Source organism: Nostoc sp. NMS9 (assembly GCF_017114995.1).
GTDB lineage: Bacteria > Cyanobacteriota > Cyanobacteriia > Cyanobacteriales > Nostocaceae > Nostoc.
Window position 1 is genome coordinate 64169 of sequence record NZ_JABXKL010000032.1, and the last position, 24208, is coordinate 88376.

Below are 24208 nucleotides of genomic sequence, written 5' to 3' on the forward strand. Positions count from 1 at the left end.
CCGATCAGCGATTGGCAATTTCTTTAATAGCATTAGTAGGGACAATCTAGACCGCTCATCTTTCTTAAACTTGACATACCCAGACTTTAGATGATGATTTTAGCTGGCGGATATCGGCAGGTGCTAATACAAAACTTATCCAAAAAATACGCTCCTAAGTCAACCCTACAGCCTAATCATAGCTTTTATTGCCCTATGACTCTCCATCGCCAAAGCAACTAACTCCAACCCTGTCACCACAGCATAACCCAAGCATAACTGCGCGATTTGCTTTTGGTAAATCACCCCATCATCAACAGGCAGATAATGTTGGTATTTATTTAGTTTATAAGTAGGATAGCAAGAATTAACTTTAATTAAGAATAGCAAATATTAATTTTGGCAAAAGTACCTGATAAATGCAGTGACTCTAAAAATCTCTTTCGGACTGCTGTTGGTGGTAGAGGGGGTTAGCCAGTGCTGAGTTAAGAAGTACAAATAATCGTAGGGGCACAAAATGTTGTGCCCCTACCCGTGTACTTCATTTACCTGAAATACGCTGGATGAATTTTTCCACTTTCAACCGAGACACTTTTAACTCAGCACTCTTTGTACAGAAGTGTTCAGGTAGCCCGCTACTAACTCATTGGCTTATTGTTTGTCGTCAATGGCAACTTGAGGGACTCCCATGCTGTAGTTAGTAACACGGGCAGAAAGATTGTAGCTGACTTCGCCGAGTTGCAGAAGCGATCGCAGATAATGCTCTAAGTCTGACCCTACACGGCGCAAGTTATAGTCTGTAAGGTCTGCGCCACTAGATGCTTCTACTAGTTCATCAAATTTTCGATAAATTTTTTGCAGTGCATCTTCATTCCAATTAAATTCGTTATCTGGGTCAACATCTAAGGTTAAGACTTGTTGACTAGGAACTAGATCGCCATCCCGGTCAATTTCACCTGCAAAAATGCGGATATGCCGGGTTGTGGACTTGAGCAGCATCGGGTTATCCATAAAAAGGTGTAAGATTTGCGTGGATTACACTGAAATTATTGTAGACGTTATATCCGAGCTTGAATGCTCTCAATTTAAAAGCTTTGAATGCTGTTTTAAAAGGGTACATTGAATGGTCATAAGTAAAAATATCACCTTTACTGATGAGTTTGCTACTACTGTTATGAGTTGAAGATATATTTAACTGCTAGTACTGACAGTAGTCGAATTATTTTTCTGTAAAAATTAATTGATAGAATATTTTCATTTAGTCTACAAATCTGACTTACTGCTAAGATTTTTGGACTCAATCAATCCCAAATGGCAGTAAAACAAGGTACTCAGCAGCAAGAATCTAATCTGTGTACTTTTTTTATGGAGAACAAAAGTTTTGAAATTAATAATTATGCCGAGCAATTTATCCTGAATTTTCTATTGCAAAAAACGTACATCAAGTAATTTCACTGAATAGCGCTACATCGACCGCTGGCTTTAATAAACCCCAAAAAATTCAGCGGTTTTACTTACGTATAAACACTAAAATTAAAGTAACAAGTCAAACTGTTATTGACGTTCACATAAAGTTGATGTAAAAACCTTTAAAAAGGTTGAACAACTTCTTACAGAAACTTTATTGTGTAGAATCTTAAAAACTGAATAATAGTTATGGCTTACCATAAGCTACATCTGGCACAGAAACCTCAAAATCTAGACACTGAAAATCTAGCTTGAAAATACACCACAGGGGAGTGAAATGGAATACAAAGGTGATTGATGAAGAAAAATTCTTAATTCAAGCACTTTGGATTCAAAAGAGATATAAAGAATTTTTGCTGGACATCTACCTCCTTGCCCTCATGACAACCAAGTAAAGGAATCTCAATAGCTATGAACTCCAAAGCATTACCACGCCAGATAAATAATCTCGAAGTAGGTGTTTATGAGTGTGAAATACATCTCAAATTCCGGTTGATTGAGGAAAAGAGTCTATTGAGCGATCGCGAGCAACTCTTACAGGTGCTACTTGATGCTTTAACCGAAGGTTCTGATGACTTTCTAGAAACGCTACAAGCGTCTGTTAAAGCCCAGGAAGTGTCTGAGTTTAAAGCCTCGCCTCAAATGCGGCGTCAGTTAATGCGCTTGCGTAATGTCGCGGAAAATTCTCCAACCTAAAAGTGTAATTTAAGTAGTGAAAAACGTGAATTGGGCATCAAATTAAATGTTGATCCCATACCCCTGTTGCCATAAAAACTAAGCAGTCAGTAGATTTCATAAAATATTTTGATTTCTACTTTGTGAAAGTCTTATTTAGCAGCACAAAGTCCCAGGAGCAGTTTCCGCTATTAAAAACTTTGTAGCAAAGGGTACTGGTAGAATCTGAAAGCAAATTCAGCCGGGTGCATTTTACCGAGTTTTTATCAAAACATTGCAGAATAATAAAACCCTGTGTCTTTACAGATCGGGAATTGGACAACAAGCGCAAATCAAATGAAAACCTAAAAGATCAAAGTAAAAATAAATAACCTTTCTTTTAGCTTTTTGCTTAAGCTAAGTGCCTGATTTGCTGAAATACTTATGTTTTATCTATTACTGGTAATAGGTCATGGTTTAGCAGCCAGTTACCTATTACCGATTACCCAGGACTAGGAGATAAGGGAGCAGGGGAGCAGGGGAGCAGGAGAGATGGAGAATAGACCTCTTGCAAAAGTCCCTAACACCCCACCCCCAACCCCTCCCCTTAGCAAGGGGAGGGGAGACAAAGCGTAGCTTTGGCAGGGTGGGGTTCTTATTTTTGATTTATGCAAGAGGTCTAATAACTACTAATCAATGCCCAATGTCCAATGCCCAATGCCCAATTCCCAATAATGCCTATTTAGCAAGACCGTGTTCCAGAGCAAAACGAACTAACTCCGTACGGCTATTGGTGCCGGTTTTACTAAACAAACGGCTGACGTATTTTTCTACATTGCGGACGCTGGTTTCTAAGCGACGGGCGATTTCTTTGTTCATCAACCCTTCTGCGACCAAATTTAAAACACTTTGTTCTCTGGGAGTCAAATCAATTTTAAAAGGGGCTGGCGATTGGGAAATAGCATTTCTTTGAGTTAACAATGCTTTAATTTGGGCAATCTGATTGGCTAGTTCAACAAGATCCGGGGTTTCAGCGTCATCTCCCGTACTCGCAGCCTTAGCGGCGCGACGAGCTAGCAAATTTTCGACTATAGCCACTAACTCGTCTGGATCAAAGGGTTTGGGTAGATAAGCATCAACACCAGCGTGATAGCCTTGAATGCGATCGCCTGTCATACCCTTAGCAGTTAAAAATACTACCGGGAGTGCTTGGAAACGGGGGTCTTCCCGTAGTTGCTTCAGGAACTGATAGCCATCCACTTGAGGCATCATCACATCGGAAATCACTAAGTCAGGTGTATTCAGCTGCATCCATTCCCAACCTTCAAGGGCGTTACTGGCGACTTGAACGCTGAAACCGCTCTCTTGCAAATAGTCTTTCACGGCTTCCCGTATCCCTGGTTCATCATCCACCAGTAACAATTGTGCTGACATTTAAAATTCCCTTGAGTTTTCCTTTTTCCAATTTAGCGAAAGTTGGTAGGTATTGAGCAACTTGAATTCACCTCTACCGCCTCTAAAGCTTTTAAAGTTCACATCTGTGCCTCCATCAACCCTGTTGCTGCATTAACGATCATGCCTTTATAGGGACGGGCTGGGCGCAAAGTTGTCCAACATTCCCCTGTAGCAAGATCCCAACAGTTCATGGCTTCATCTTGGCTACTGCTGAGGAGAGTTTGCTCCTCTTGACTCTAACTAAGCGACCATCTAGTAAGGCAGTCTCCAGTAGCTATGATTCATGATTGCTATGAGAATAAAAAGAGCGTGATTATCAATTACGAATTTTTTTAAATAACCCTTACCATTGAGGATTTTCCATAATTAATGCCTCTGCTGCCGAGCTATTTAACGGAACTGAGAAAAAATGTCCCTGGCCATATTGACAGTTTAACTTTCTTAGAAGTAATAGTTGCTCTTTTGTCTCTACCCCTTCAGCGAGCACATCCACACCTAGTTTGTGTGCCAAGGTGACAATTATCTCAATAATTTCTAAATTCTTACTATTAGTGCCCATCAGGCTGATAAAAGAACGGTCAATTTTCAACACACTAATCGGAAAGTTATAAAGACCGCCTAATGAGGAGTAGCCTGTACCAAAGTCATCAATTGATAACTCAATGCCCATCTCTCGAAGTTGTAAGATTGCGGCAGTTACCTTATCGCCATTTTCCACAATTGCGTTTTCAGTAATCTCTAGAATTAGAGTGCCAGCATCAAGGCCAGTTGAGTGCAAAATTTGCTCAATCTGCTCTATCAAATCCGGCTGAGAAAATTGCTTTACGGAGAGATTAACACTAATTTTCTCTAGTAACTTAGAACGATGACATACCCGCCAAACTTGCATCTGGCGGCAGGCTTCATGCAAAGCCCATTTGCCAATGGAGAAAATTAGTCCAGTTTCCTCTGCTAGGGGAATAAAATCTGCTGGATTAAGCAGACCACGCTCTGGATGCTGCCAGCGCAATAGAGCCTCAAAACCTATAATAGAGCCACTAGTGAGTGAAACAATCGGTTGGTAATAAACCCGAAATTCTTTGCGTTCAATTGCTCGGCGCAAATCAGTTTCTAACTGTAATCTCGCTAGAGCATCAGCATACATATCTGAGTTGAATAACTCATAACACGCTCTGCCTAGCACCTTGGCTCGGTACATTGCTGTATCTGCATCCCTCAACAGTTCTTCTGGGTGTTGATAGTCTACTGTCGAACTCAACGCGATGCCAATACTTGCCGTGATGAAGACTTCTTGTCCGTCAAGCTTAAAGGGTAATGCCAGTTCCTTCTGAATCCGTTCAGCAACTTTGATGGCGTCTGATACATCCTGGATTCCCTCAAGCAGGATTGTAAATTCGTCTCCCCCAAGCCGTGCCGCTGTATCTATGGAGCGTACACATATTTCTAGTCTACTTGCAATAGCAAGCAGTAATTGGTCTCCATTTAGGTGTCCAAGACTATCATTGATCACCTTAAACCGATCTAGGTCGATGAATAGCACAGCATATAGATAATCTGAATGCCGTTTTGAATAATTTATCGCATGTTTTAGGCGGTTCATAAATGCAACGCGGTTTGCCAGACCCGTCAGTGCATCGTGAAAAGCAAGGTGCAGTAGTTGTGACTCGACTCTTTTACGTTCTGTAATTTCATTTAGCAATTTCTGATTTGCTTTTACCAGTTCCGCTGTCCGTTCCGCCACCCGTATTTCTAACTCACTGTAAGCTCGGTACAACATTTCTTCAGCCTGTTTGCGTTCACTGATGTTGCACAGCAGCCAACGCCAGCCAAGGCGCTTCTCCTCAAGGTCGTGTACTACAGACGCTTTCACATTAGCAGGGAAAGGCGTTCCTCTCTGTGGCTGTATGTGAATTTCCCAGTTCAGTATCTCCTGCAAATTGTTGATTTGAGAGCTAAAGGACTGGTGGTCTTGTTGAGCAATAAAAAGAATTAATGGTTTACCTACTAAATATTTTTGTTGGACACCGAGCAAAGTTGCTGCTACATGGTTAGCCTCTTGGATTGTCCCGTTGGTATCAGTTACCAAGTAACCATCTCGAGCAAACTCGAACAAGTCTTGGTAACGCTGGCGCTCTTTCTCTACTGCCGCTCGTGTTACCTTTAACTCCTCGGAAGCTGTCAATAGTTCTTCCATTGCGGTGTTAAGTTTCTCGAAAGCTTCTGTGATCATCTCCTGTTGTGAGTTCAGCTTAGTTCCATAGTATTTTAATAGTCCTTGTATCTGTGAGCACAATTTATCTATCTGTTGATTAAATCCATCTACTTTCATGTTGCTCAACTCACAAAACTATGAAGCGTAACTGTGAATGAAGAGAGCAGGGGAAGCAAACCCCATGCTTTCTTCAAGACTTCAGACGCTATTGAGCAGGCAAGGAGAGAAGGTTACTTGAAAGAGCGGACACTCTATAAATAAATATGACAGAACTTGGTTTTTTGATTTACTAACTTATCTCTCAATAATGAGGAAGCAATCAAAGTTATGCAGCCTCAATCAACTTTTCGCCCTATTCAGTGCCACAAACTTGTCTAATAACGACTAAAGTGCTAAGTGGCAACAAGCCCTACCTACTGAAATTTTTATTTTATTAAATACAAGGTACTAAAGTTAAAAGATTAATAACAGCATATTTGCTTTACCTATTTTTGAAAATACTTCTTAAGATACATTCGCTTTTGTGAGCTAAGGAAAGAATAAGGGTCTCAGTCAATGCTTCTGGACTGACAAGAACGTTTTTGCTTAGGCGTTACTGAATTCAGGTATGAAAATGATTTTGCGTAATTTCAAAACCTTTGTAGAGACTAGCAATTGCAACGTCTCTATACCAAGATTTACACATCTAAATCAGCAACGCTCTTTTTCTTCATTACAGTCGAGCAATTATCTTGGCATTCTCTGGTAGCTTGGCGTCTCTTTGTCCAGCAGTACGCGCCCTAGCTGTGAATAAACCAATGGGAGTATTTAATAAATCTACAAGGGTGGCTTGACCAGCAATCGCCTTTTTAATATCTCTTGGTATTTCCTTCAATAACCAACGTGCCAAACGATAGCCATATTCTTTGGGTGTCATCTCTCGCATTAAATCTACACCGTACAGTTCGTGCAGATAGCGATTTGAACGTCCATAACGCCGCCATTGACTTTGCAGTTCTTGAAGTGTAGCGCGGTGGCGGTGCTGAACGATCGCATTTGGGGCAAATTCCAAACGCCCGATGTTTTCCCCCAAAATCCGCCAACAAATATCAGCATCACCACCAGTAGTCAGATAGGGACGAAATAAACCCACTTTTTCTAAGGCAATGGGTCGAATCGCCAAATTAGCTGTTTGACCATAGGGGCGAAAGGAATGGTTAAGGGTATGCTTTTGCGATAAAGTTTCTTGACGGTCTGCGTGTTGTTCTAGCAGAGTTGTGCCTAGTAGTGCCAAAATTTCACCAGCAACAATTACCACTTCTGCGTTGACAAAAGGCTGAATTAGTGAATCTAACCATTGCGGTTGTGGGCGACAATCTGCATCGGTAAAAACGATAATTTCACCCGTAGCGGCGCGAATCCCAGTATTACGAGCAGCGTAAGAGCTTTGAATTTGGGCTTCGCTCAAGGGGCGAATTGTAATTGGGCAATTTTCGGCAGATGTTTTCAGGATGGTGAGAGTGCGATCGCTACTGTTATTGTCCACCAACAAGTATTCTACCCGGTCTTTTGGGTAAGTTTGAGATAATAGACAATTGATTAATTCTGGTAAATCCGCCTCACCGTTATAAATAGGAACAACCACCGACACCATTGGTAAAAAGCTGGTGGCAGTGGTTGCATCAAATCGCTGATGATTCATAAATCTGAGATTTTGGAGATGGGATTACTAGCTAGTATTCCCAAATCAAAATCCTGGAACGGCATATCAAGCAGTTTTCATAACTCCAAAAATCTGGATTTGGGAATACTACTATATAAACACCTGGTAACAAATCATTCGCGTCAATCTAAAATTTCAGGTTATCGGCGCGGCTCATAGGTCGAGTCGGTTGATTTGCTGGCGGCTGGGCAAAGTTGTTATTTGATAGAATTGCGATCGCGCGAGCATATTGGGGATCGCTCTTAGTTCCGATTAAATTTGGATTAGAAGCCAATTGACGCTCTTGTGCCTCTGTCAAGTCTAGCTTGATATCTGGTGTAATTCCTTTGTGGTTAATATCCGTTCCCGCCGGGGTGTAGTAATGGGCAATGGTGACAGCCAAGCCAGAACCATCTGCTAGTTCATGAACTGACTGCACTAGGGCTTTGCCAAAGGTTTGACCACCTACGACTACCGCCCGCTTATTATCCTTGAGCGCCCCTGTAAGGATTTCGCTAGCGCTAGCTGAATTACCATCCACTAACACTGCCAAAGGACGATTTGTTAGAGAAGTGCGATTGGCTTTAGTTTCCTCACTGCTGCCCACACGGTCTATTGTCTTGACAATTCCGCCATTATCATACCACATCCGAGCAATTTCAATGCTCGCCTGCAACAAACCGCCAGGATTTCCCCGCAAATCCAACACATAAGAATCAACTTTCTTAGTGTTCAAATCGCGGATGGCTCTTTGCATTTGGTCTGCGGCGTGGGCGCTAAATTCCCGCAAACGGATATAGCCAACGCGGCGGTTCCCTTCTTGTCTGAGGGTATAGCGTACTGTTGGGACTTCAATACTTGCCCTTGTCAGCTTCAAATCAAAGGCATTTTGGCCTGCGCGTCCCAGCCGTAGCTTGATGGGAGTACCCGCTTTGCCACGTATTAGTTTAGAAGCATCATCCACTTTCATTTTGAGAGTAGATTTGCCGTCAATTGCCAAAATTTCATCGCCTGCTTTGATCCCAGCTTTCAGTGCTGGAGAATTTTCTATGGCTTCGACAACGGTGAGCCGCTGAGTTTTTTCGTTCACTTCCATCCGAACGCCGATACCAGAGACTTCCCCAGATGTTTGGCTAGTGAGAGCTTCAAACTGTTGGGGGTCCATGAACCGAGTGTAAGGATCTCCCAACTTTTGTAAAGCTTCGCGGATGGCAGCATAAGCTTCTTCGCGAGAAGAGTAGTCTTTGCTCAACAGGCTTTGTCTGGTTGCTTGCCAATCTTGTTGATTAAATTTACCATCAACATATTCATGATTTACCAGTTGCCAAACTTGGTCAACTATCACTTTTGGGCTGTCTTGTAGGGCTAGAGCAGCACGGACACCACGAGTCCAAGCGGGGCCGAACACGGATATGGTAGCAGTTGTGGCGATCGCTCCACCAATCAAGGCTACTTGGAGCGGTGAGTAACTTTTCGCAGATTGGTTCATGTATACTTAGCTGGAATAATTGTGTTGTTGACAGTTTAGCAATCAGGCTTTCCAGAAATTTTTAAGTTTTTATACCCCAGAATCAACTATGCTTATTCATCATTTTTATCCTTAATAATGATGCCAAAAATGCCGCATTAGTTATTAACAATCATTTCTCACTTTGTTAGTCTTCTCCGGAAGGCTATACTGAGCGTGTGACACTTTAATTAGCGTCATGTTTGCATTCTAGATTACTTTTATAAGATAGCACTTTGCTCATTCAATTGCAGTATTGTTAGACAGCAGTAAAATCAGTTTTTCTTACTTAAGTCATGAAACGCAAATTTACCATCAAATCATTAATTTCTATTAAAAAAAAATCTGCTAATCTGTGGCAATTGTTACAAAAACTCAGTGGTGGATTGTACGTTCTCCTGGGTGTTTGGCTGATTTTTACTACTATAACCTTAGTTTTTGCTTCTTCGCAGCCAATAGATGCCTTCTTTGTGCTGGGTGGCAGTATTCGGCGAGAAACTTATGTTGCCCAACAGGCAAAACAATACCCACAAACCCCAATTTTAATTTCTCATGGTTCCCCAGATCCCTGTATACGGTTAATTTTTCAGGCGGAATTAGCAGAGTTACAAAACGTTTGGTTAGAAAACTGTGCGAATTCTACTTTTGAAAATTTTTATTATAGTATTCCAATTCTGCGCCGTTGGGGAGTGCATAAAGTCATGTTGATTACTTCGCCAAGTCATTTACCCAGAGCTAAATGGATGGCACAGATTCTTTTGGGTGCTCATGGTATTTGGGTAGAGCCAGAAATTGTTCAAGAATTGGGTATTCCTGGTAATCATGAATCTTGGACTAAAACTGGATTAGATATAACACGCAGCTTATTTTGGGCGATTTTAAGTCAAATTATTCAACCGCAATGCTCAAATGTGACAAAACTTACTGATGTAGATATGCAAGCTTGGGAGCATCGAGGTTTTCATTGTGAACACCAAGGGGGATTGAGGAAATAAGGAAGATGAGGATCTAGCAGAGGATTATAATGCTACTGTGCTTTTTTGGTAGCATGATGACACGGTTATCATGCTAATTATAATACTATCATTTAAGGATCAAGGAACTGAAGAGATTTTTGATGGCAATGACTCAAAGGAAGCTCGAAAGCAATGTCCTATATACTGTTGGGAAGTTGCCCGTAGAAAATTAGATCAACTTAATGCAGCGTTATCTCTAGATGACATTAAAGTTCCACCAGGTAACAGGTTAGAAGTACTAAAAGGCACTCGTAAAGGTCAGCATAGCATTCGGATTAATGACCAATATCGAATTTGCTTTATATGGACACTCCAGGGTGCATCAGAAGTTGAAATAGTCGATTACCATTAGGAAATAACAACAGATGAGAGTTCCAAAGTATAGACCCCCATCACATCCAGGTGAAATCTTACTTAAAGATTTTCTAGACCCAATGGGAATAACCCAAAGAGAACTTGCAGATGCACTTCATGTTCCTTATCAGCGAATAAATGAGCTTGTAAATCAAAAGCGAGGTATTACACCTAGTACGGCAATAAGGTTATCAAAATTTTTTGGAAATAGTTCAGAGTTTTGGTTAAACCTCCAACAGAATTGGGAACTTTACCACGTTCTCAAGGAAGAACAAGAGGAACTAAAAAGTATTTTGCAATTTAGAACCACGAAGTAGCGATCGCCTGAAAAATTAAGCAGTATATTTGCATCAAATAATTGCAATTGGGCGGAGGTTAAGAAAATCTTACTCTCCACCTCCGGGCTTGTTGTTAAACATCGCTTATGCTAATTGCATCCAAATGAGAATCAATGCAAAAGTTCCCAATCTTGCAGCATGAAAATAGCATCTCTATACAAAGACAAATCCGCCTGGTTAACTTCTATTCCCTCTCCAATTCCTTGTAGAAGGGTAATTGTTAATTGTCCTCCCAAATGTTCGCGGAACTCCGTAAGCCCCCTAAATATACAATGCGGATGGTCTAGTCGATCCAATTGCTCTGTCAGTGCCGATACGTACAAAGTAAAGCCTAATTTTTTGAGTGTAGTTAGAACCCTTTGCCACTCTGATTGCAAGAGTTGACCTGTTAAATATGAATAGGTTGTATCTAAAGCGATGCCGATCGCTACAGCTTCACCATGACGTAGGCTGTAATTAGTTAAATGCTCCAGTTTGTGAGCAGCCCAGTGTCCAAAGTCTAAAGGACGCGATGAACCCATTTCAAAGGGATCGCCACTACCAGCAATATGCTGTAAGTGCAACTGAGAACAACGATAGATCAGTCTTTCCATTATGTCCATGTCTCGATTAGCTAATTTATCGGCATTAGTCATAATGAAATCGAAGAAATTTGCATCTTTAATCAGCGCTACTTTCACCGCTTCTGCAATACCCGATCGCCAATCTCGATCGTCGAGGCTAGTAAGAAAATCAAAGTCATTCAAGACAGCATAAGGTGGCATGAATGTACCCAAAAAGTTTTTCTTACCGAAGGCGTTGATTCCGTTCTTTACTCCTACACCCGAATCATTTTGCCCTAATACTGTTGTTGGTACTCGTAGCAGCCGAATTCCTCGGTGAGCCGTTGTTGCTGCATATCCTGCCATGTCTAGGACAGCTCCACCTCCAATTGCTAAAACGTAGGAGTGACGGCATAATCCAGCTGCATTGATCCGCTGATGAATTTGCTCTATAAATCTAGAATCATTTTTGACTGTTTCTCCACCGGCAACTATTATCGGTTCACCGCTCAGTGTTAGTACATTTTCATAATATTGGGCATAGGCTGATAATTTTTTTAACAGCCCATCTTGATAGTGTAAAAATCCTCCATCTACCACCGCTAGCACTTGTTTTGGGGTTGTCTCCCCATCTGCGGCGATCGCTTGTGCAAGTAAAGGATTATCTAACTGAAACAGACCTCTAGTGAAGTGAACATCATAATTGAAAGTAACACGAACACATTGGTTAATTGGTTGTAGATTAAGAGCGCTTTTTTGTTGAATAGCCATTTGAATATTATTACTTTTTAAGTAGCCGTAACTAGATACATTATTGCAATTACAAGTAACAGCAACATTGACATAACAAATCCATTAAGTAATTCAATATTTGAATGAGCTACTAAATAAATTTATTTAATAAATTAATCATATTTTTGAAGTATCTTCGCCTAAAAGATAACGGTCAAATTAACATGAATTTACAATTGATATTGATGTCTATGCTTTATATCTGAGGTTAGTAATGGAGATCATTATTACATAAAATTCTAATTTTTTTCGTAAGATAATTTGAGGATTTATCTAATCAAAATGGTATCTTTACAGTATCTTATTTAAAGTCAGGAGATTTTTATAGATTCAGTGAAGTTATGATTCCAGTAGGATATTATCTAACTGCTTTAAACCCAAAATATCAGGTTTAGTGCTATATTTTATACTTGGTTGTCACAAAAAAAGTTGGGCAACTTATCCTGAATTTATCATGAGTAAAGTAAACAAATTACTGCATCACTGGCTGTTAAAGTCTGTTTCAGAGAAAGCTTTTACTTGGTTGGAACAGAAGCAGGCACAGATTGCTAGCGGCGCTGCTGAACGAGTCTTTTTTACGGCTTTTAGTGCTGTGCCGCGTTATCTAGGTAAACAGGATTTGCAGCTAACATTCCAGCACTTGGAAGCAGCAGAGGATCTGATTCCCGGCTGGTATCCTGGTAATTGGAGTGTAGATCAGGCAGGTCGCACACTCTTGCTTTTAGCTTTGCCCTACGATGATCCCCAGGGCTATGTGCGATCGCTCGATCGAGTCTTCTCCACTGCCGATATGGGGGAGTTAGTTGTCCTTTATCAAAGTTTGCCGGTATTACCACATCCAGAGTTACATCGCCATCGTACTGCTGAGGGAATTCGCAGCAATATGAGTAATGTATTTCAAGCCATAGCATTACGTAACCCTTATCCAGCGAATTACTTAGATAATGCTGCTTGGAATCAGATGGTGCTGAAGGCTGTGTTTGTCGGCAGTCCGTTACATCTAATTTGGGGTCTAGATCGGCGTGCTAACCCAGAATTGGCGAGGATGTTGGCAGACTATGCCCATGAACGTTGGGCAGCTAAACGCTCAGTTACGCCAGAACTTTGGCGGCCTGTAGGGCGGTTTGCCGATAGCACCATCATCACAGATTTGGAAAAAGTGCTAGCTAATGGAGATATACACGAGCAAGAAGCAGCAGCATTAGCTTGTGCTGAGTCTCCTTTACCCCAAGCGCAAGCATTACTTTCTCATTACCCAGATTTACAATCATCCATTCAACAAGGTAATCTGACTTGGAGCAGTTTTAGCCGCGATCGCTTGTCAGTTTACAAATGAAAGGGACTGGGGACTAGGGATGAGGAAGACAAGTAGAATAACCCATCCCCAATGCCCAATTCCCAATGCCCAATGCCCAATAATTAAAACTATGATGTTCATCGATCCTCACATTCACATGTGTTCCCGCACTACTTACGATTACTTAGTAATGCGGGAATATGGTATTGTCGCCGTTATTGAACCAGCCTTTTGGTTAGGACAACCCCGAACCAACGCTGGTTCATTTAAAGACTACTTCAGTAGTCTTGTGGGCTGGGAACGGTTTCGTGCTAGTCAATTTGGCATCCAACACTACTGCACAATCGGACTAAATCCGAAAGAAGCTAATAATGAAGCGCTAGCCGCTGAAGTTATGGAACTGCTACCACTTTATGCGTGTAAAGAGGGAGTTGTTGCTATTGGTGAAATTGGCTATGACGACATGACAGAAGCAGAAGATAAGTACTTTTGTCAACAGTTAGAATTAGCCAAAGAACTCGATACGTTGGTACTAATTCATACTCCTCATCGCAATAAAAAGGCGGGTGCTAGTAGGAGTATGGATCGTTGTATTGAATATGGTTTAGATCCTTCACAAGTAGTTATCGATCACAACAACGAAGAAACCGTTGAAGAAGTATTAGGACGGGGTTTTTGGGCAGCTTTCACGATTTACCCACAAACGAAGATGGGTAACGCCAGGATGGTAGAAGTTGTCCGCAAGTATGGATGCGATCGCATCATTGTAGATAGTAGTGCTGATTGGGGTATTAGCGATCCTTTGGCAGTCCCAAAAACGGCTCAGTTGATGTTAGATAGGGGTATTCCTGAAGAACATGTGCGAGCAGTTTGTTATGAAAACGCCCTAACTGCTTACAGTCAAACTGGGCAGATGAAAGCTTCTGATTGGCTCAATCCCCAATCTGTCGATCAGCGTCAGTTGTTCAGTGGTAATTCTGTGTTGCGGGGACAAGAACCAGGAATCAAATCAGTTTCAGATTTTGTGTTGATTGAGTAGAAAATTGAAAGGGGGCATTGGGCATTGGGAATTGAGCATTGGGCATTGCAAGAGATATTTTCATCTTTGCATTGTCAATGTAACTCATGGAGTCTATTGGAGAAATATTTTGGTGTTGCTGATATTCTTGTAGAGTAGGTATCCCTGACCGCCCGAAAATACTAGGGATGGGCAAGATGGCCACGCTACAAAATCAGCAAAATTATCCTGCAAATATGTAATACCAATATTTATTATTTCATGCACAAAAAGAGTCAGAGGAGAAGATTTCATGAATTGTTTTTAACATCTATAGAGATATATTTGATTCATTTGTAATATGCATTTTTTTTTGAAAAATTACTAGGTATGGAGGCAGAGAAGTGAATGTTGCAAGCTTAAATTTTCAAGGCTGGCGGGGTTATCTGGAATTAATGCGTCCTGCGAATATTGTTACTGCTTGGGCGGATATTCTTGTTGGTTTTGCTGCTTCTGGCTCTGGAATTATTTTTACTCAATTAATTAATGGCGAAGCAAATTTTGCCATATTAATTCCATTAGCTTGGTTGTTATTAGCTACAACTGGTTTATACGGCGGTGGTATCGTTTTTAATGATGTTTTTGATGCTGAATTAGATGCAAAAGAGCGACCAAATAGAGCAATCCCCAGTGGTCGTGTATCTCGTCAAAATGCTGCCTTATTGGGGAGTATACTATTTGCGATCGGTATTATAGCTGCTTTTCAAGTATCTTGGTTGAGTGCTGCGATCGCTATTTTTATCACTATTTCATGTCTCCTCTATAACTCACTCGCCAAACATCATCCTTTTTTCGGCCCTTTAAATATGGGTTTGTGCCGTGGCAGTAACTTATTATTAGGTGTAAGTGCTGTACCAGAAATCATCGGAGAACGTTGGTATTTAGCCCTGATCCCTGTTCTTTATATTGCTGCTATTACCGCAATTAGTCAGGGTGAAGTTCACGGAGGTAAGAAGATTACGGGAGTGCTAGCACTACTGCTAATTGCAACAGTTTTGACGGCAGTTTTAGCTTTAGGATTGTTAGAAGAGTATAGAGCGATCGCAGCACTACCATTCGCTATTTTATTAGCTATCAGAGTCTTGCCTAACTTTATCAAAGCTGCGCAAGAACCGATAGCCGAAAATATCCGTAATGCTGTGAAAATAGGTGTTTTATCTCTAATAGTCTTAGATGCAACGGTTGCATCTGGTTTTGCTGGGTTGTATTACGGTTTATTAGTTCTAATCTTGCTACCAATTTCGATGAAGTTAGCGCAACTATTTGCTGTTACTTAAATTTCAATGTGTACATCCAGTAATACCATTAATCGGCTGTAGGGGCGCATAAATGTGCATTGGTATCAACTTAAGCTGAAATCTACTGACTGCATGAGTTTTGCCCTCACCCCCAGCCCCTCTCCCAAATTGGGAGAGGGGAGCATAATTCTCCAATTCCCCTTCTCCCATGTTGGGAGAAGGGGTTAGGAGATGAGGGCAACTCTAGACGCTTTCTCTTACCTAACTTTTACCTGAAGTTGACACCAATGATAGATGTGCGCCCCTACCCATGAATATGTAGCAAGTATTTTGTGGAATAGTATAAGCCAAAGAAAACAGATTACAGATACAAGGGATAGGGCTAGAAAATGAAAATTACAAAAAACAATAATTTTCACTTAACTTATTGCAGCAATATTCATCCTGGTGAAAGTTGGCTAGAGGTTTTCGCCAATCTAGAAAAGTATATTCCCGAACTCAAATCACGTTTATCGCCTACAGAACCTTTTGGTATTGGCTTGAGGTTAGCAAATGTTGCCGCAAAACAACTTTTAGAAAGTAATAACTTAGCTCAATTGCAAGCTTGGCTGACTCAACAAGATTTATATGTTTTCACCTTAAACGGATTCCCTTATGGCGGATTTCATCGACAGGTGGTAAAAGACCAAGTTTATGCGCCAGATTGGTCTACACAAGAACGGGCTGATTATACATTAAACTTGGCACATATTTTAGCTAGTCTATTACCCCAAGGACTTGATGGTGGAATTTCTACACTACCATTATCCTATAAACCTTGGTGGGTAAAAGACCAAGGAACTTTCGAGACTGTTCTGAAAAAGAGTTGTTTTAACATAGCATTAGTTGTTGTAGAAATGATTCGCATCCGTGAAGAAACAGGCAAGATACTTCATATTGATCTAGAACCTGAGCCTGATGGTTTAATTGAAAATACTTCAGAAGTAATTGATTTCTATCAAAATTGGTTATTGCCAATTGGCGGTAATTACTTATCAGAAAAGTTAAATATTGACCAGAGTCTAGCAGAGACTAAATTGCTAGAACACGTTCGTATTTGCTATGATACCTGCCATTTTTCAGTTGAATATGAGCAGCCAAAGTCTGTATTTACACGTTTGCAATCAGCAGGAATTAAGATTGGCAAAATTCAAATCAGCGCTGCAATTAAAGTAAAAATACCTGCTGAGGTTGAGAAGCGTAGTTTGATAGTTGAGCGTTTACGTCCTTTTGCTGAATCTACCTATCTTCACCAGGTAATAGAACGTCATAGCGATGGTACATTCCATCACTATCCTGATTTAATAAATGCATTACCACATTTAGAGCAATCTCTAGCTGAAGAATGGCGCACTCACTTTCATGTCCCAATTTTTATTCATGATTATCAAATTTTGCAATCTACGCAAGATGACATTGCTACTGTTTTGCATCTACTTCAAACAAACAATGCTTGCTCACATTTAGAAATTGAGACTTACACTTGGGATGTATTGCCATCAGAAATAAAGATAGATTTACTGACTTCTATTCAGCGAGAATATGAGTGGGTATTAAAAGAATTCGCCTCAAATTAAGAAGGAACTAAGTTGATGCAGAAAACAGTTATTCTAAATGTCGTGGGGTTAACGCCCAGCTTACTAGGAGAAAATACGCCGTTTTTATCTTCTTGGGCGGCTATTGGGCAAGTGGTTCCTATCAAAAAAGTGCTACCTGCTGTAACTTGTTCGGTTCAGGCTACTTATTTAACAGGAAAATTGCCTGATGAACATGGAATTGTTGCTAATGGTTGGTACTTCCGCGATGAATGTGAAGTGAAGTTTTGGCGACAATCTAATAAACTAGTGCAAGCTCCCAAAGTTTGGGAAATAGCTAAATCAATCGATCCAAGCTTCACTTGTGCCAACCTTTTTTGGTGGTACAACATGTATTCTTCAGTAGATTATGCCATTACGCCGCGCCCGATGTATCCCGCAGATGGGAGAAAATTACCTGATATTTATACCCATCCTAGTGATGTGCGATCGCAAATTCAATCTGATTTAGGAAACTTCCCTCTGTTTGATTTCTGGGGGCCAAAAACTTCCATTAGTTCTAGTCAATGGATTGCCAATTCTGCAAAATGGATTGAGGAACGTTACAGCCCGACACTATCACTAGTTTATCTACCACATTTAGATTACTGTCTGCAAAAATTTGGTAACAATCAAACACAGATTCAAGCAGATTTGCGAGAAATTGATGCTGTTTGTGGCGATTTAATTGAATATTATCAAGCACGAAATACTCAAGTAATTATTCTTTCTGAGTATGGCATTACGCCAGTTTCTAAAGCTGTGGATTTAAACCGTGTATTACGAGAAAATGGTTTAATTGTTGTGCGAGAAGAATTAGAGCGAGAAATGCTCGATTTTGGTGCTAGTATTGCCTTTGCCGTTGCCGATCACCAAATTGCTCATGTCTATGTGAACGATCCTGCGTACATCCCAAAAGTGCGATCGCTTTTAGAAGCGACTGAAGGTGTAGCGCAGGTATTGGATGAAGAAGGTAAACAAGCCTACCATCTCGATCATCCTAGATCGGGGGAATTAGTTGCGATCGCTCAATCTGACGCTTGGTTTACCTATTATTATTGGCTCAATGATGCAAAAGCGCCTGATTTTGCTAGAACTGTAGATATCCACCGCAAACCTGGTTACGATCCTGTAGAACTTTTCCTCGATCCGCAAATAAAATTTCCTCAAGGAAAAATTGCTCTTAAGTTACTTAAGAAACAACTAGGTTTTCGCTACCTCATGGACGTGATTCCTCTGGATGCTTCCCTGGTGCGTGGCTCTCACGGTAATATCACCACTTCTCCAGATGAAGGGCCTCTATTTATCACCCATCAAACTCACCTAGTTAATGAACATCAAATTGAGGCGACAGATATTTGCTCGTTGATTCTCAAACATTTAAATACCTGAAAGGCAGTATAGATGCGATATATCGGCTCTACATCTTAACCAAAATACAAAAAAATTCCTTGTAATTCATAATCATATCGAGTATGCTTTATATATAAACTCGTTATGACTATGAATTAGATTGTTCTATCAGTAGGCATCCGTCTATCTACTGACTAAAATGTACTGTGGGCAATCTGAGTAACTTACATGGAGAGCTTCTTTAACCATGACTGAACCCCAAAACTTGACAACTGCTGACGGTATTCCTATTGCCGATAACCAGAACTCACTCACGGCTGGATCGCGCGGGCCTGTATTAATACAAGATTTTCATCTTTTAGAAAAGCTGGCTCATTTCAACAGAGAACGTATTCCTGAAAGAGTTGTCCACGCTAAAGGTGCTGCTGCTCACGGCACTTTGACTATTACCAATGACATTACCCGCTACAGTAAAGCCAAACTTTTTTCTGAAATTGGCAAGAAAACGGAACTTCTCTTGCGGTTTTCTACAGTTGGAGGAGAAAAGGGTTCAGCAGATGCCGAGCGTGACCCTAGAGGCTTTGCCATCAAGTTCTACACCGAAGAAGGCAACTGGGATCTTACAGGAAACAATACTCCGATTTTCTTCATCCGTGACCCACTGAAGTTTCCTGATTTTATCCATACCCAAAAGCGCAATCCCCAAACTAATTGCAAAGACCATAATGCAAGATGGGATTTTTGGTCACTCAGTCCAGAATCGCTTCACCAGGTGACAATCCTGTTTTCAGATCGGGGAATTCCGAAAAACCATCGACACATGGACGGCTTTGGTAGCCATACCTTCAGTTTAATTAATGCTGAGGGCGATCGCGTTTGGTGTAAATTTCACTTTAAGAATCTGCAAGGGCATCAAACCTTGACGGAGGAAGAATCGGCTAAGATTAAGGGCGAAGATCCAGATCATGCGACTCACGATTTGTTTGAAGCGATCGCTCAAGGAGACTATCCTAAGTGGCGGATGTCTATTCAGGTAATGACTGAGGAGCAAGCAGCCAAACATCCAGATAATCCCTTTGACTTAACCAAAGTTTGGAAGCACTCAGATTATCCTTTAATCGAAGTCGGGATATTAGAGCTAAATCGTAACCCAGAGAATTATTTCGCCGAAGTAGAGCAAGCCGCTTTTAGCCCTAGTGCAGTGGTTCCTGGCATTAGTTTCTCTCCAGACAAAATGCTGCAAGCTCGGATATTTTCTTACCCAGATGCTCAACGGTATCGCTTGGGTGGTAACTATCAGCAACTACCCGTTAACCAGCCCAAATGTCCAGTGATGCATTATCAGCGAGATGGCTTTATGGCGCCGGGGAACAACCACGGTAGCGCTCCTAACTATGAACCGAATAGTACTGAGGGTACGCCCAAAGAAAATCCAGCTTATGCAGAACCACCTAGTCATTTGGGTGATGTCACAGTTGATCGTTACAGTCATCGTGAAGGAAACGACGATTACACCCAAGCAGGTAATCTGTATCGGTTACTAACTCCTGAACAGCAAGAGCGTCTTGCTCATAATATTGTTGGCAGTCTCTCTCAAGCGAGACAGGACATCCAAATGCGCCAACTTTGCCACTTCTTCCGGGCAGATGTTTCTTATGGTCGTCGTGTAGCTGAGGGATTGGGCATTTCAATTGATCCCTCAATGTTTTCTGCGATCGCTCAACCTGTAGGTAGCTGGTAGTCTCGTAGTTTCGTAAGGTGTGTTATGCCGTAGGCTAACGCACCGAAAACTTGGATGGTGCGTTACGTACTAAGCTAAATTTAAATCTCCGACTTCTTGAAGAAGTCGGGGATCTGATAAATTAAAACAGGCTCATTAATGGAGTTCAAAGGCTCATTAATGAAGCTCAAAGACTCATTAATGCAGTTTAAAGACTCATTAACGGAGTTCAGAGGCTCATTAATGCAGTTCAAAGACTCATTAACGAAGTTCAGAGGCTCATTAATGCACTTTAAAGACTCATTAATGGAGTTCAGAGGCTCATTAAGTAGATAAACAAAAAAATTTACAGTTATTGCGATCGCTCCCTTCGCAGAGCATATTGTAGAGAAGTAGTTGTAGGCGTTGCGATCACATTATTTTGCTTCACTGCATTTGCGATCGCATTGTGTAATTAATTATCTTGCCTACTTATTAGACTAGGATTTGAATTCCAGGCGGGTAATGCAGTCGGTACAGATTACCTAAATTACTCAAACCAACGCCAGACAAAAGCAACCATTCTCCTGAATCAAGGCTGACGATTCCGCCGCAAGTCTTCCAGATTTTCACGAATGGTTATTGTATTGGGATGATTTGCTCCCAACCGTTGTTCAGCGATCTTCAAAGCTTCGATGTACAAAGGTTCGGCATCGTTGTACCTTCCCTGTGAATGGTAAAGTCCTGCCAAATTGTTCAGGCAAGTTGCCACGTTGGGGTGTTCATCCCCGAATAGGCGTTTGTCCATCTCCAAAGCTTGCATATACAAAGGTTCAGCATCACTGTACCTTCCCTGTGATTTGTAGAGTAATGCCAAATTGTTCAGGCAAGTTGCCACGTTGGGGTGTTCATCCCCGAATAGGCGTTTGTCCATCTCCAAAGCTTGCATATACAAAGGTTCGGCATCACTGTACCTTCCCTGTGATTTGTAGAGTGCTGCCAAATTGTTCAGACTAGTTGCCACAGAGGGGTGTTCATCCCGCAGCAGGCGTTTTTTCATCGTCAAAGCTTGAATGTACAAAGGTTCGGCATCGTTGTACCTTCCCTGTGAATCGTAGAGTAATGCTAAATTGTTCAGGATAGTTGCCACGTTGGGGTGTTCATCCCCGAATAGGCGTTTTGTCATCTCCAGAGCTTGGATGTACAAAGGTTCGGCATCGCTGTACCTTTCCTGTAAACGGTAGAGTTCTGCCAAATTGTTCAGGCAAGTTGCCACAGAGGGGTGTTCATCTCCCAAAAAGCGTTTTCTCATCGTCAAAGCTTGAATGTACAAAGGTTCGGCATCGTTGTACCTTCTCTGTGAATCGTAGAGTGCTGCCAAATTGTTTAGGCTAATTGCAACGTTGGGGTGTTCATCCCCGAATAGGCGTTTTGTCATCTCCAGAGTTTGAATGTACAAAGGTTCGGCATCGCTGTACCTTTCCTGTGAATAGTAGAGTGCTGCCAAATTATTTAGGCTAATTGCAACGTTGGGGTGTTCATCCCCCAATAGGCGTTTTGTCATCTCCAAAGCTTGGATGTACAAAGGTTCAGCATCGTTGTACCTTCCCTGTGAACGGTAGAGTTCTGCCAAATTGTTCAGGCAAGTTGCCACAGAGGGGTGTTCATCTCCCAGCAGGCGTTTTGTCATCTCCAAAGCCTGGATGTACAAAGGTTCGGCATCGCTGTACCTTCCCTGTGAATCGTAGAGGAATGCCAAATTGTTCAGGCTAGTTGCCACATCGGGGTGTTCATCCCCAAAACGTTTTCTAGCACCTGATAAACTTTGTTCGTACCAAGGTAAGGCTTGTGCGTAGCCTCCTTGACCTTGGTAAAATCTACCCAAGCCCAAAAAAGGAGAGATAAAATCATCATTGCTTAACCAACCTTGGTAAACAGTGGCAGCTTCCTCAAGGTGAGGGATAGCCAAGGTTGCTTCAGCAAATTCTATCAATGTAGGTGTCTGAGGAATACTTCGCGCTACGGCTACCATTGCTTGACAATAGCTGCGCTTGAGTTCATCAACTTCCGATAACTCTTCTAACTTCTGCTGCAATAATTCCCGAATGCGTTCGTGAACTTGGTAGGTGTCTTCTGCCAATTCTTGCAGCAAATAACGCTCAACTAAAACAATGCAGTTAGCTTTAAAGTCAAATTCCAAATCGCTAGAATTTGCTGCTGATTCTACTAAAGACCAAGGGATAGGAGCCAAGGCAAACAAACTCAACAGACAAGCCAATTTTTGCGCCTCTGGTTCCAAGCTTTGCCAATTCAACTCAAAAGCTGCTGCTACACCAGACTCACCTGCTGATGCTTGCTTTTGTAGCTGTGCGAGAATGTCTGCTAGCATAATACTCTCCCTGGCTTACGACTATACGCAGCTATCTGGTAAAGTCCAATGGGTATATAACCCATTAATTCGCAAAGTTTTTTTGCTGTTTCCATCTCCTGTTGAACATATTCATCCCCCAATAGCTTTGCTAATAATTCTAAGGCTGCATCTGGTGACAATTCACCTAACGGCAGTGATGGATATGTTAACCCTGTGTTTTGACGAGTGGTAATTAACACCTTAAACCGAGAACCTTTAGGTGGTAGATAGGGTTGAATTTGCATCCAGTCTTTGACATCATCAAATATTAATAAAACTTTGCCTGGTTGCCAATTCTTCCAGCAATATAAAACTTTACCTCTTGCATCTAATTGCTCAAGAGGATTGAAGTTAGAGAAATGAACCATGCCAAAGTTGATTAACTGGGTTCCTAAATCAGTTCCTTGGGGATTTAACCAACAACATCCGCCAGAATAATCTTCCAAATATTGCCATGAGTATTGAATAGCTAACTCTGTTTTACCCACGCCACCTTGTCCAGTCACATCGGTAATAGCCACCACATCATTTACTTGCAATAGCTGACGCAATTGTTCTATTTGCTCATCCCTCCCAACAAACTTACGAGCTTGACTCTGTTGGATATTATGCGGAATATCAAACGGGTTGAAATGAGATTTTTCAATATCTCCATCCCAACTACGGGAATAAAAATAAGTTGGCAGTTGTTTTTTATCTAAACTATTAAATCGCTGCTTAACTCCCTCAGTAACTTCCCTCATATCCGGCGGAAAAGTCCCATTAGCTGCGGCTAAAGCCTCCCGCACAGCTTGAGAAAAGTATCCTGTTTTATTTTCAGAATTTACCTTAGCTTTTTCTCCTTCACGCGTCGCCAGTAACACAAATTGTTGACTATCTTGCTTTGGCTGTCCACTCAAAAAAGCTTTGCCACCTAAATTAGTTGGTCTTCCCTTCGACTCTAAAACATAATTGGCACAGGCATCAATAATACAAATATGATTGCAAATTTTAAATTTATCGGAACCCAACAAAACTAATAAAGAATTCAAATCTAAATTCTGCCAATTCTGTTTATTTGCATCAGCACAAAGCAACCGACGCTCTCGTTCTGAGGTAATCAAACCATGTCCCGCCCAAAAAATGTAGAGTAAATCCCCCGACTTTGGGGATAAAAAGTTAGTCACAATGTCGGAGATATTTTGCTCTGTTGCCTTCTCTACAATTAACCCATATTCCCCAATTAACTGATGATTTTCTTCCAGTGCTGATAAACATAACCGGATATTCTCTCTCGGTACACCGCGCCGATACAGCCAATGAGCAAATTTCAGCGCATCATCGGCTGGCCCCCCACCCGTCACGTTCCAAGCAGTTTCGTGGTACTTTTCAATACCCACAATTAACCCAAAAGTCCGCTCAGGTTTAGCCATCAACTGCATGATGATTTAGTTTCTCACCTCCTATGGAAAATGACCTAACGCCCCTAATCCCCTAACCCCCTTCCCTAGCAGGGAATCTACGGTATAGACACTTGAATTACCCCCCTTAATCCCCCCTTGGAA

The 24208-nt window shown here is 41.4% G+C and carries 18 protein-coding genes; 10 read left to right on the top strand and 8 right to left on the bottom strand.

Annotated features, from left to right (window positions below; translation table 11 throughout):
- Positions 1-630 precede the first annotated feature (630 nt).
- A complete protein-coding gene (locus tag HWQ40_RS11025; protein ID WP_094350943.1) occupies positions 631-990 on the bottom strand; it encodes an NAD(P)H-quinone oxidoreductase subunit M in 360 nt (119 codons plus the stop codon).
- An 867-nt stretch (positions 991-1857) separates the two neighbouring features.
- On the opposite strand from HWQ40_RS11025, the gene HWQ40_RS11030 reads away from it, so the two are divergent.
- Entirely contained in the window at positions 1858-2142 is a 285-nt protein-coding gene (locus HWQ40_RS11030) for an Npun_R1517 family heterocyst differentiation transcriptional regulator (RefSeq protein WP_094350942.1), read from the top strand.
- Between the two features lie 696 nt (positions 2143-2838).
- Here HWQ40_RS11030 and HWQ40_RS11035 read toward each other — a convergent pair.
- From HWQ40_RS11035 to ctpB, 4 genes are all read right to left on the bottom strand, one after another.
- Positions 2839-3534, bottom strand: coding sequence for a response regulator transcription factor (locus HWQ40_RS11035; RefSeq protein WP_292777644.1), 696 nt, complete (start codon positions 3532-3534; stop codon positions 2839-2841).
- A gap of 364 nt (positions 3535-3898) precedes the next feature.
- Positions 3899-5884, bottom strand: coding sequence for an EAL domain-containing protein (locus tag HWQ40_RS11040; protein ID WP_292777646.1), 1986 nt, complete (start codon positions 5882-5884; stop codon positions 3899-3901).
- 595 nt (positions 5885-6479) lie between these two features.
- Positions 6480-7448 (bottom strand): glycosyltransferase, encoded by a 969-nt coding sequence (locus tag HWQ40_RS11045; protein ID WP_292777648.1) that lies wholly within the window; start codon positions 7446-7448, stop codon positions 6480-6482.
- A gap of 148 nt (positions 7449-7596) precedes the next feature.
- The gene (ctpB, locus tag HWQ40_RS11050) at positions 7597-8937 is read right to left on the bottom strand and encodes a carboxyl-terminal processing protease CtpB (protein WP_292777650.1); all 1341 of its coding nucleotides are present in this window, start codon (positions 8935-8937) and stop codon (positions 7597-7599) included.
- A gap of 314 nt (positions 8938-9251) precedes the next feature.
- Here ctpB and HWQ40_RS11055 point away from each other — a divergent pair, with 314 nt between their 5' ends.
- The 3 genes from HWQ40_RS11055 (at position 9252) to HWQ40_RS11065 (ending at position 10642) form a co-directional block, all read left to right on the top strand.
- Entirely contained in the window at positions 9252-9950 is a 699-nt protein-coding gene (locus HWQ40_RS11055) for a YdcF family protein (protein ID WP_292777652.1), read from the top strand.
- A 70-nt stretch (positions 9951-10020) separates the two neighbouring features.
- Entirely contained in the window at positions 10021-10323 is a 303-nt protein-coding gene (locus tag HWQ40_RS11060; RefSeq protein ID WP_292777654.1) for a type II toxin-antitoxin system RelE/ParE family toxin, read from the top strand.
- A gap of 13 nt (positions 10324-10336) precedes the next feature.
- The gene (locus tag HWQ40_RS11065) at positions 10337-10642 is read left to right on the top strand and encodes a HigA family addiction module antitoxin (protein WP_292777656.1); all 306 of its coding nucleotides are present in this window, start codon (positions 10337-10339) and stop codon (positions 10640-10642) included.
- Between the two features lie 131 nt (positions 10643-10773).
- On the opposite strand, the gene HWQ40_RS11070 is transcribed toward HWQ40_RS11065, so the two are convergent.
- The gene (locus tag HWQ40_RS11070; RefSeq protein WP_292777658.1) at positions 10774-11976 is read right to left on the bottom strand and encodes a 3-dehydroquinate synthase; all 1203 of its coding nucleotides are present in this window, start codon (positions 11974-11976) and stop codon (positions 10774-10776) included.
- A gap of 475 nt (positions 11977-12451) precedes the next feature.
- Between HWQ40_RS11070 and HWQ40_RS11075 the strand changes: the two genes are divergently transcribed.
- The 6 genes from HWQ40_RS11075 to HWQ40_RS11100 all read left to right on the top strand — a co-directional run bounded on the left by HWQ40_RS11075 (position 12452) and on the right by HWQ40_RS11100 (position 20296).
- Positions 12452-13333, top strand: coding sequence for an EboA family metabolite traffic protein (locus HWQ40_RS11075; protein WP_292777659.1), 882 nt, complete (start codon positions 12452-12454; stop codon positions 13331-13333).
- A gap of 19 nt (positions 13334-13352) precedes the next feature.
- Positions 13353-14333 (top strand): TatD family hydrolase, encoded by a 981-nt coding sequence (locus tag HWQ40_RS11080; protein ID WP_292777660.1) that lies wholly within the window; start codon positions 13353-13355, stop codon positions 14331-14333.
- 413 nt (positions 14334-14746) lie between these two features.
- Positions 14747-15628, top strand: a complete 882-nt coding sequence (eboC, locus tag HWQ40_RS11085) for a UbiA-like protein EboC (RefSeq protein ID WP_292778021.1) — start codon at positions 14747-14749, stop codon at positions 15626-15628.
- Between the two features lie 350 nt (positions 15629-15978).
- A complete protein-coding gene (gene eboE / locus HWQ40_RS11090; RefSeq protein WP_292777662.1) occupies positions 15979-17205 on the top strand; it encodes a metabolite traffic protein EboE in 1227 nt (408 codons plus the stop codon).
- A 15-nt stretch (positions 17206-17220) separates the two neighbouring features.
- On the top strand, positions 17221-18594 hold the full coding sequence (locus HWQ40_RS11095; RefSeq protein WP_292777663.1) for an alkaline phosphatase family protein: 1374 nt from the start codon (positions 17221-17223) through the stop codon (positions 18592-18594).
- A 208-nt stretch (positions 18595-18802) separates the two neighbouring features.
- Entirely contained in the window at positions 18803-20296 is a 1494-nt protein-coding gene (locus HWQ40_RS11100) for a catalase (RefSeq protein ID WP_292777665.1), read from the top strand.
- Positions 20297-20846: 550 nt separating this feature from the next.
- On the opposite strand, the gene HWQ40_RS11105 is transcribed toward HWQ40_RS11100, so the two are convergent.
- Both HWQ40_RS11105 and HWQ40_RS35620 read right to left on the bottom strand, forming a co-directional pair.
- Complete coding sequence (locus HWQ40_RS11105) at positions 20847-22643, bottom strand: tetratricopeptide repeat protein (RefSeq protein WP_334981281.1); 1797 nt, start codon at positions 22641-22643, stop codon at positions 20847-20849.
- The gene (locus HWQ40_RS35620; RefSeq protein WP_334981283.1) at positions 22637-24076 is read right to left on the bottom strand and encodes an NB-ARC domain-containing protein; all 1440 of its coding nucleotides are present in this window, start codon (positions 24074-24076) and stop codon (positions 22637-22639) included. Before HWQ40_RS35620 ends, HWQ40_RS11105 begins: the two co-directional genes overlap by 7 nt.
- Between the last annotated feature and the right edge of the window lie 132 nt (positions 24077-24208).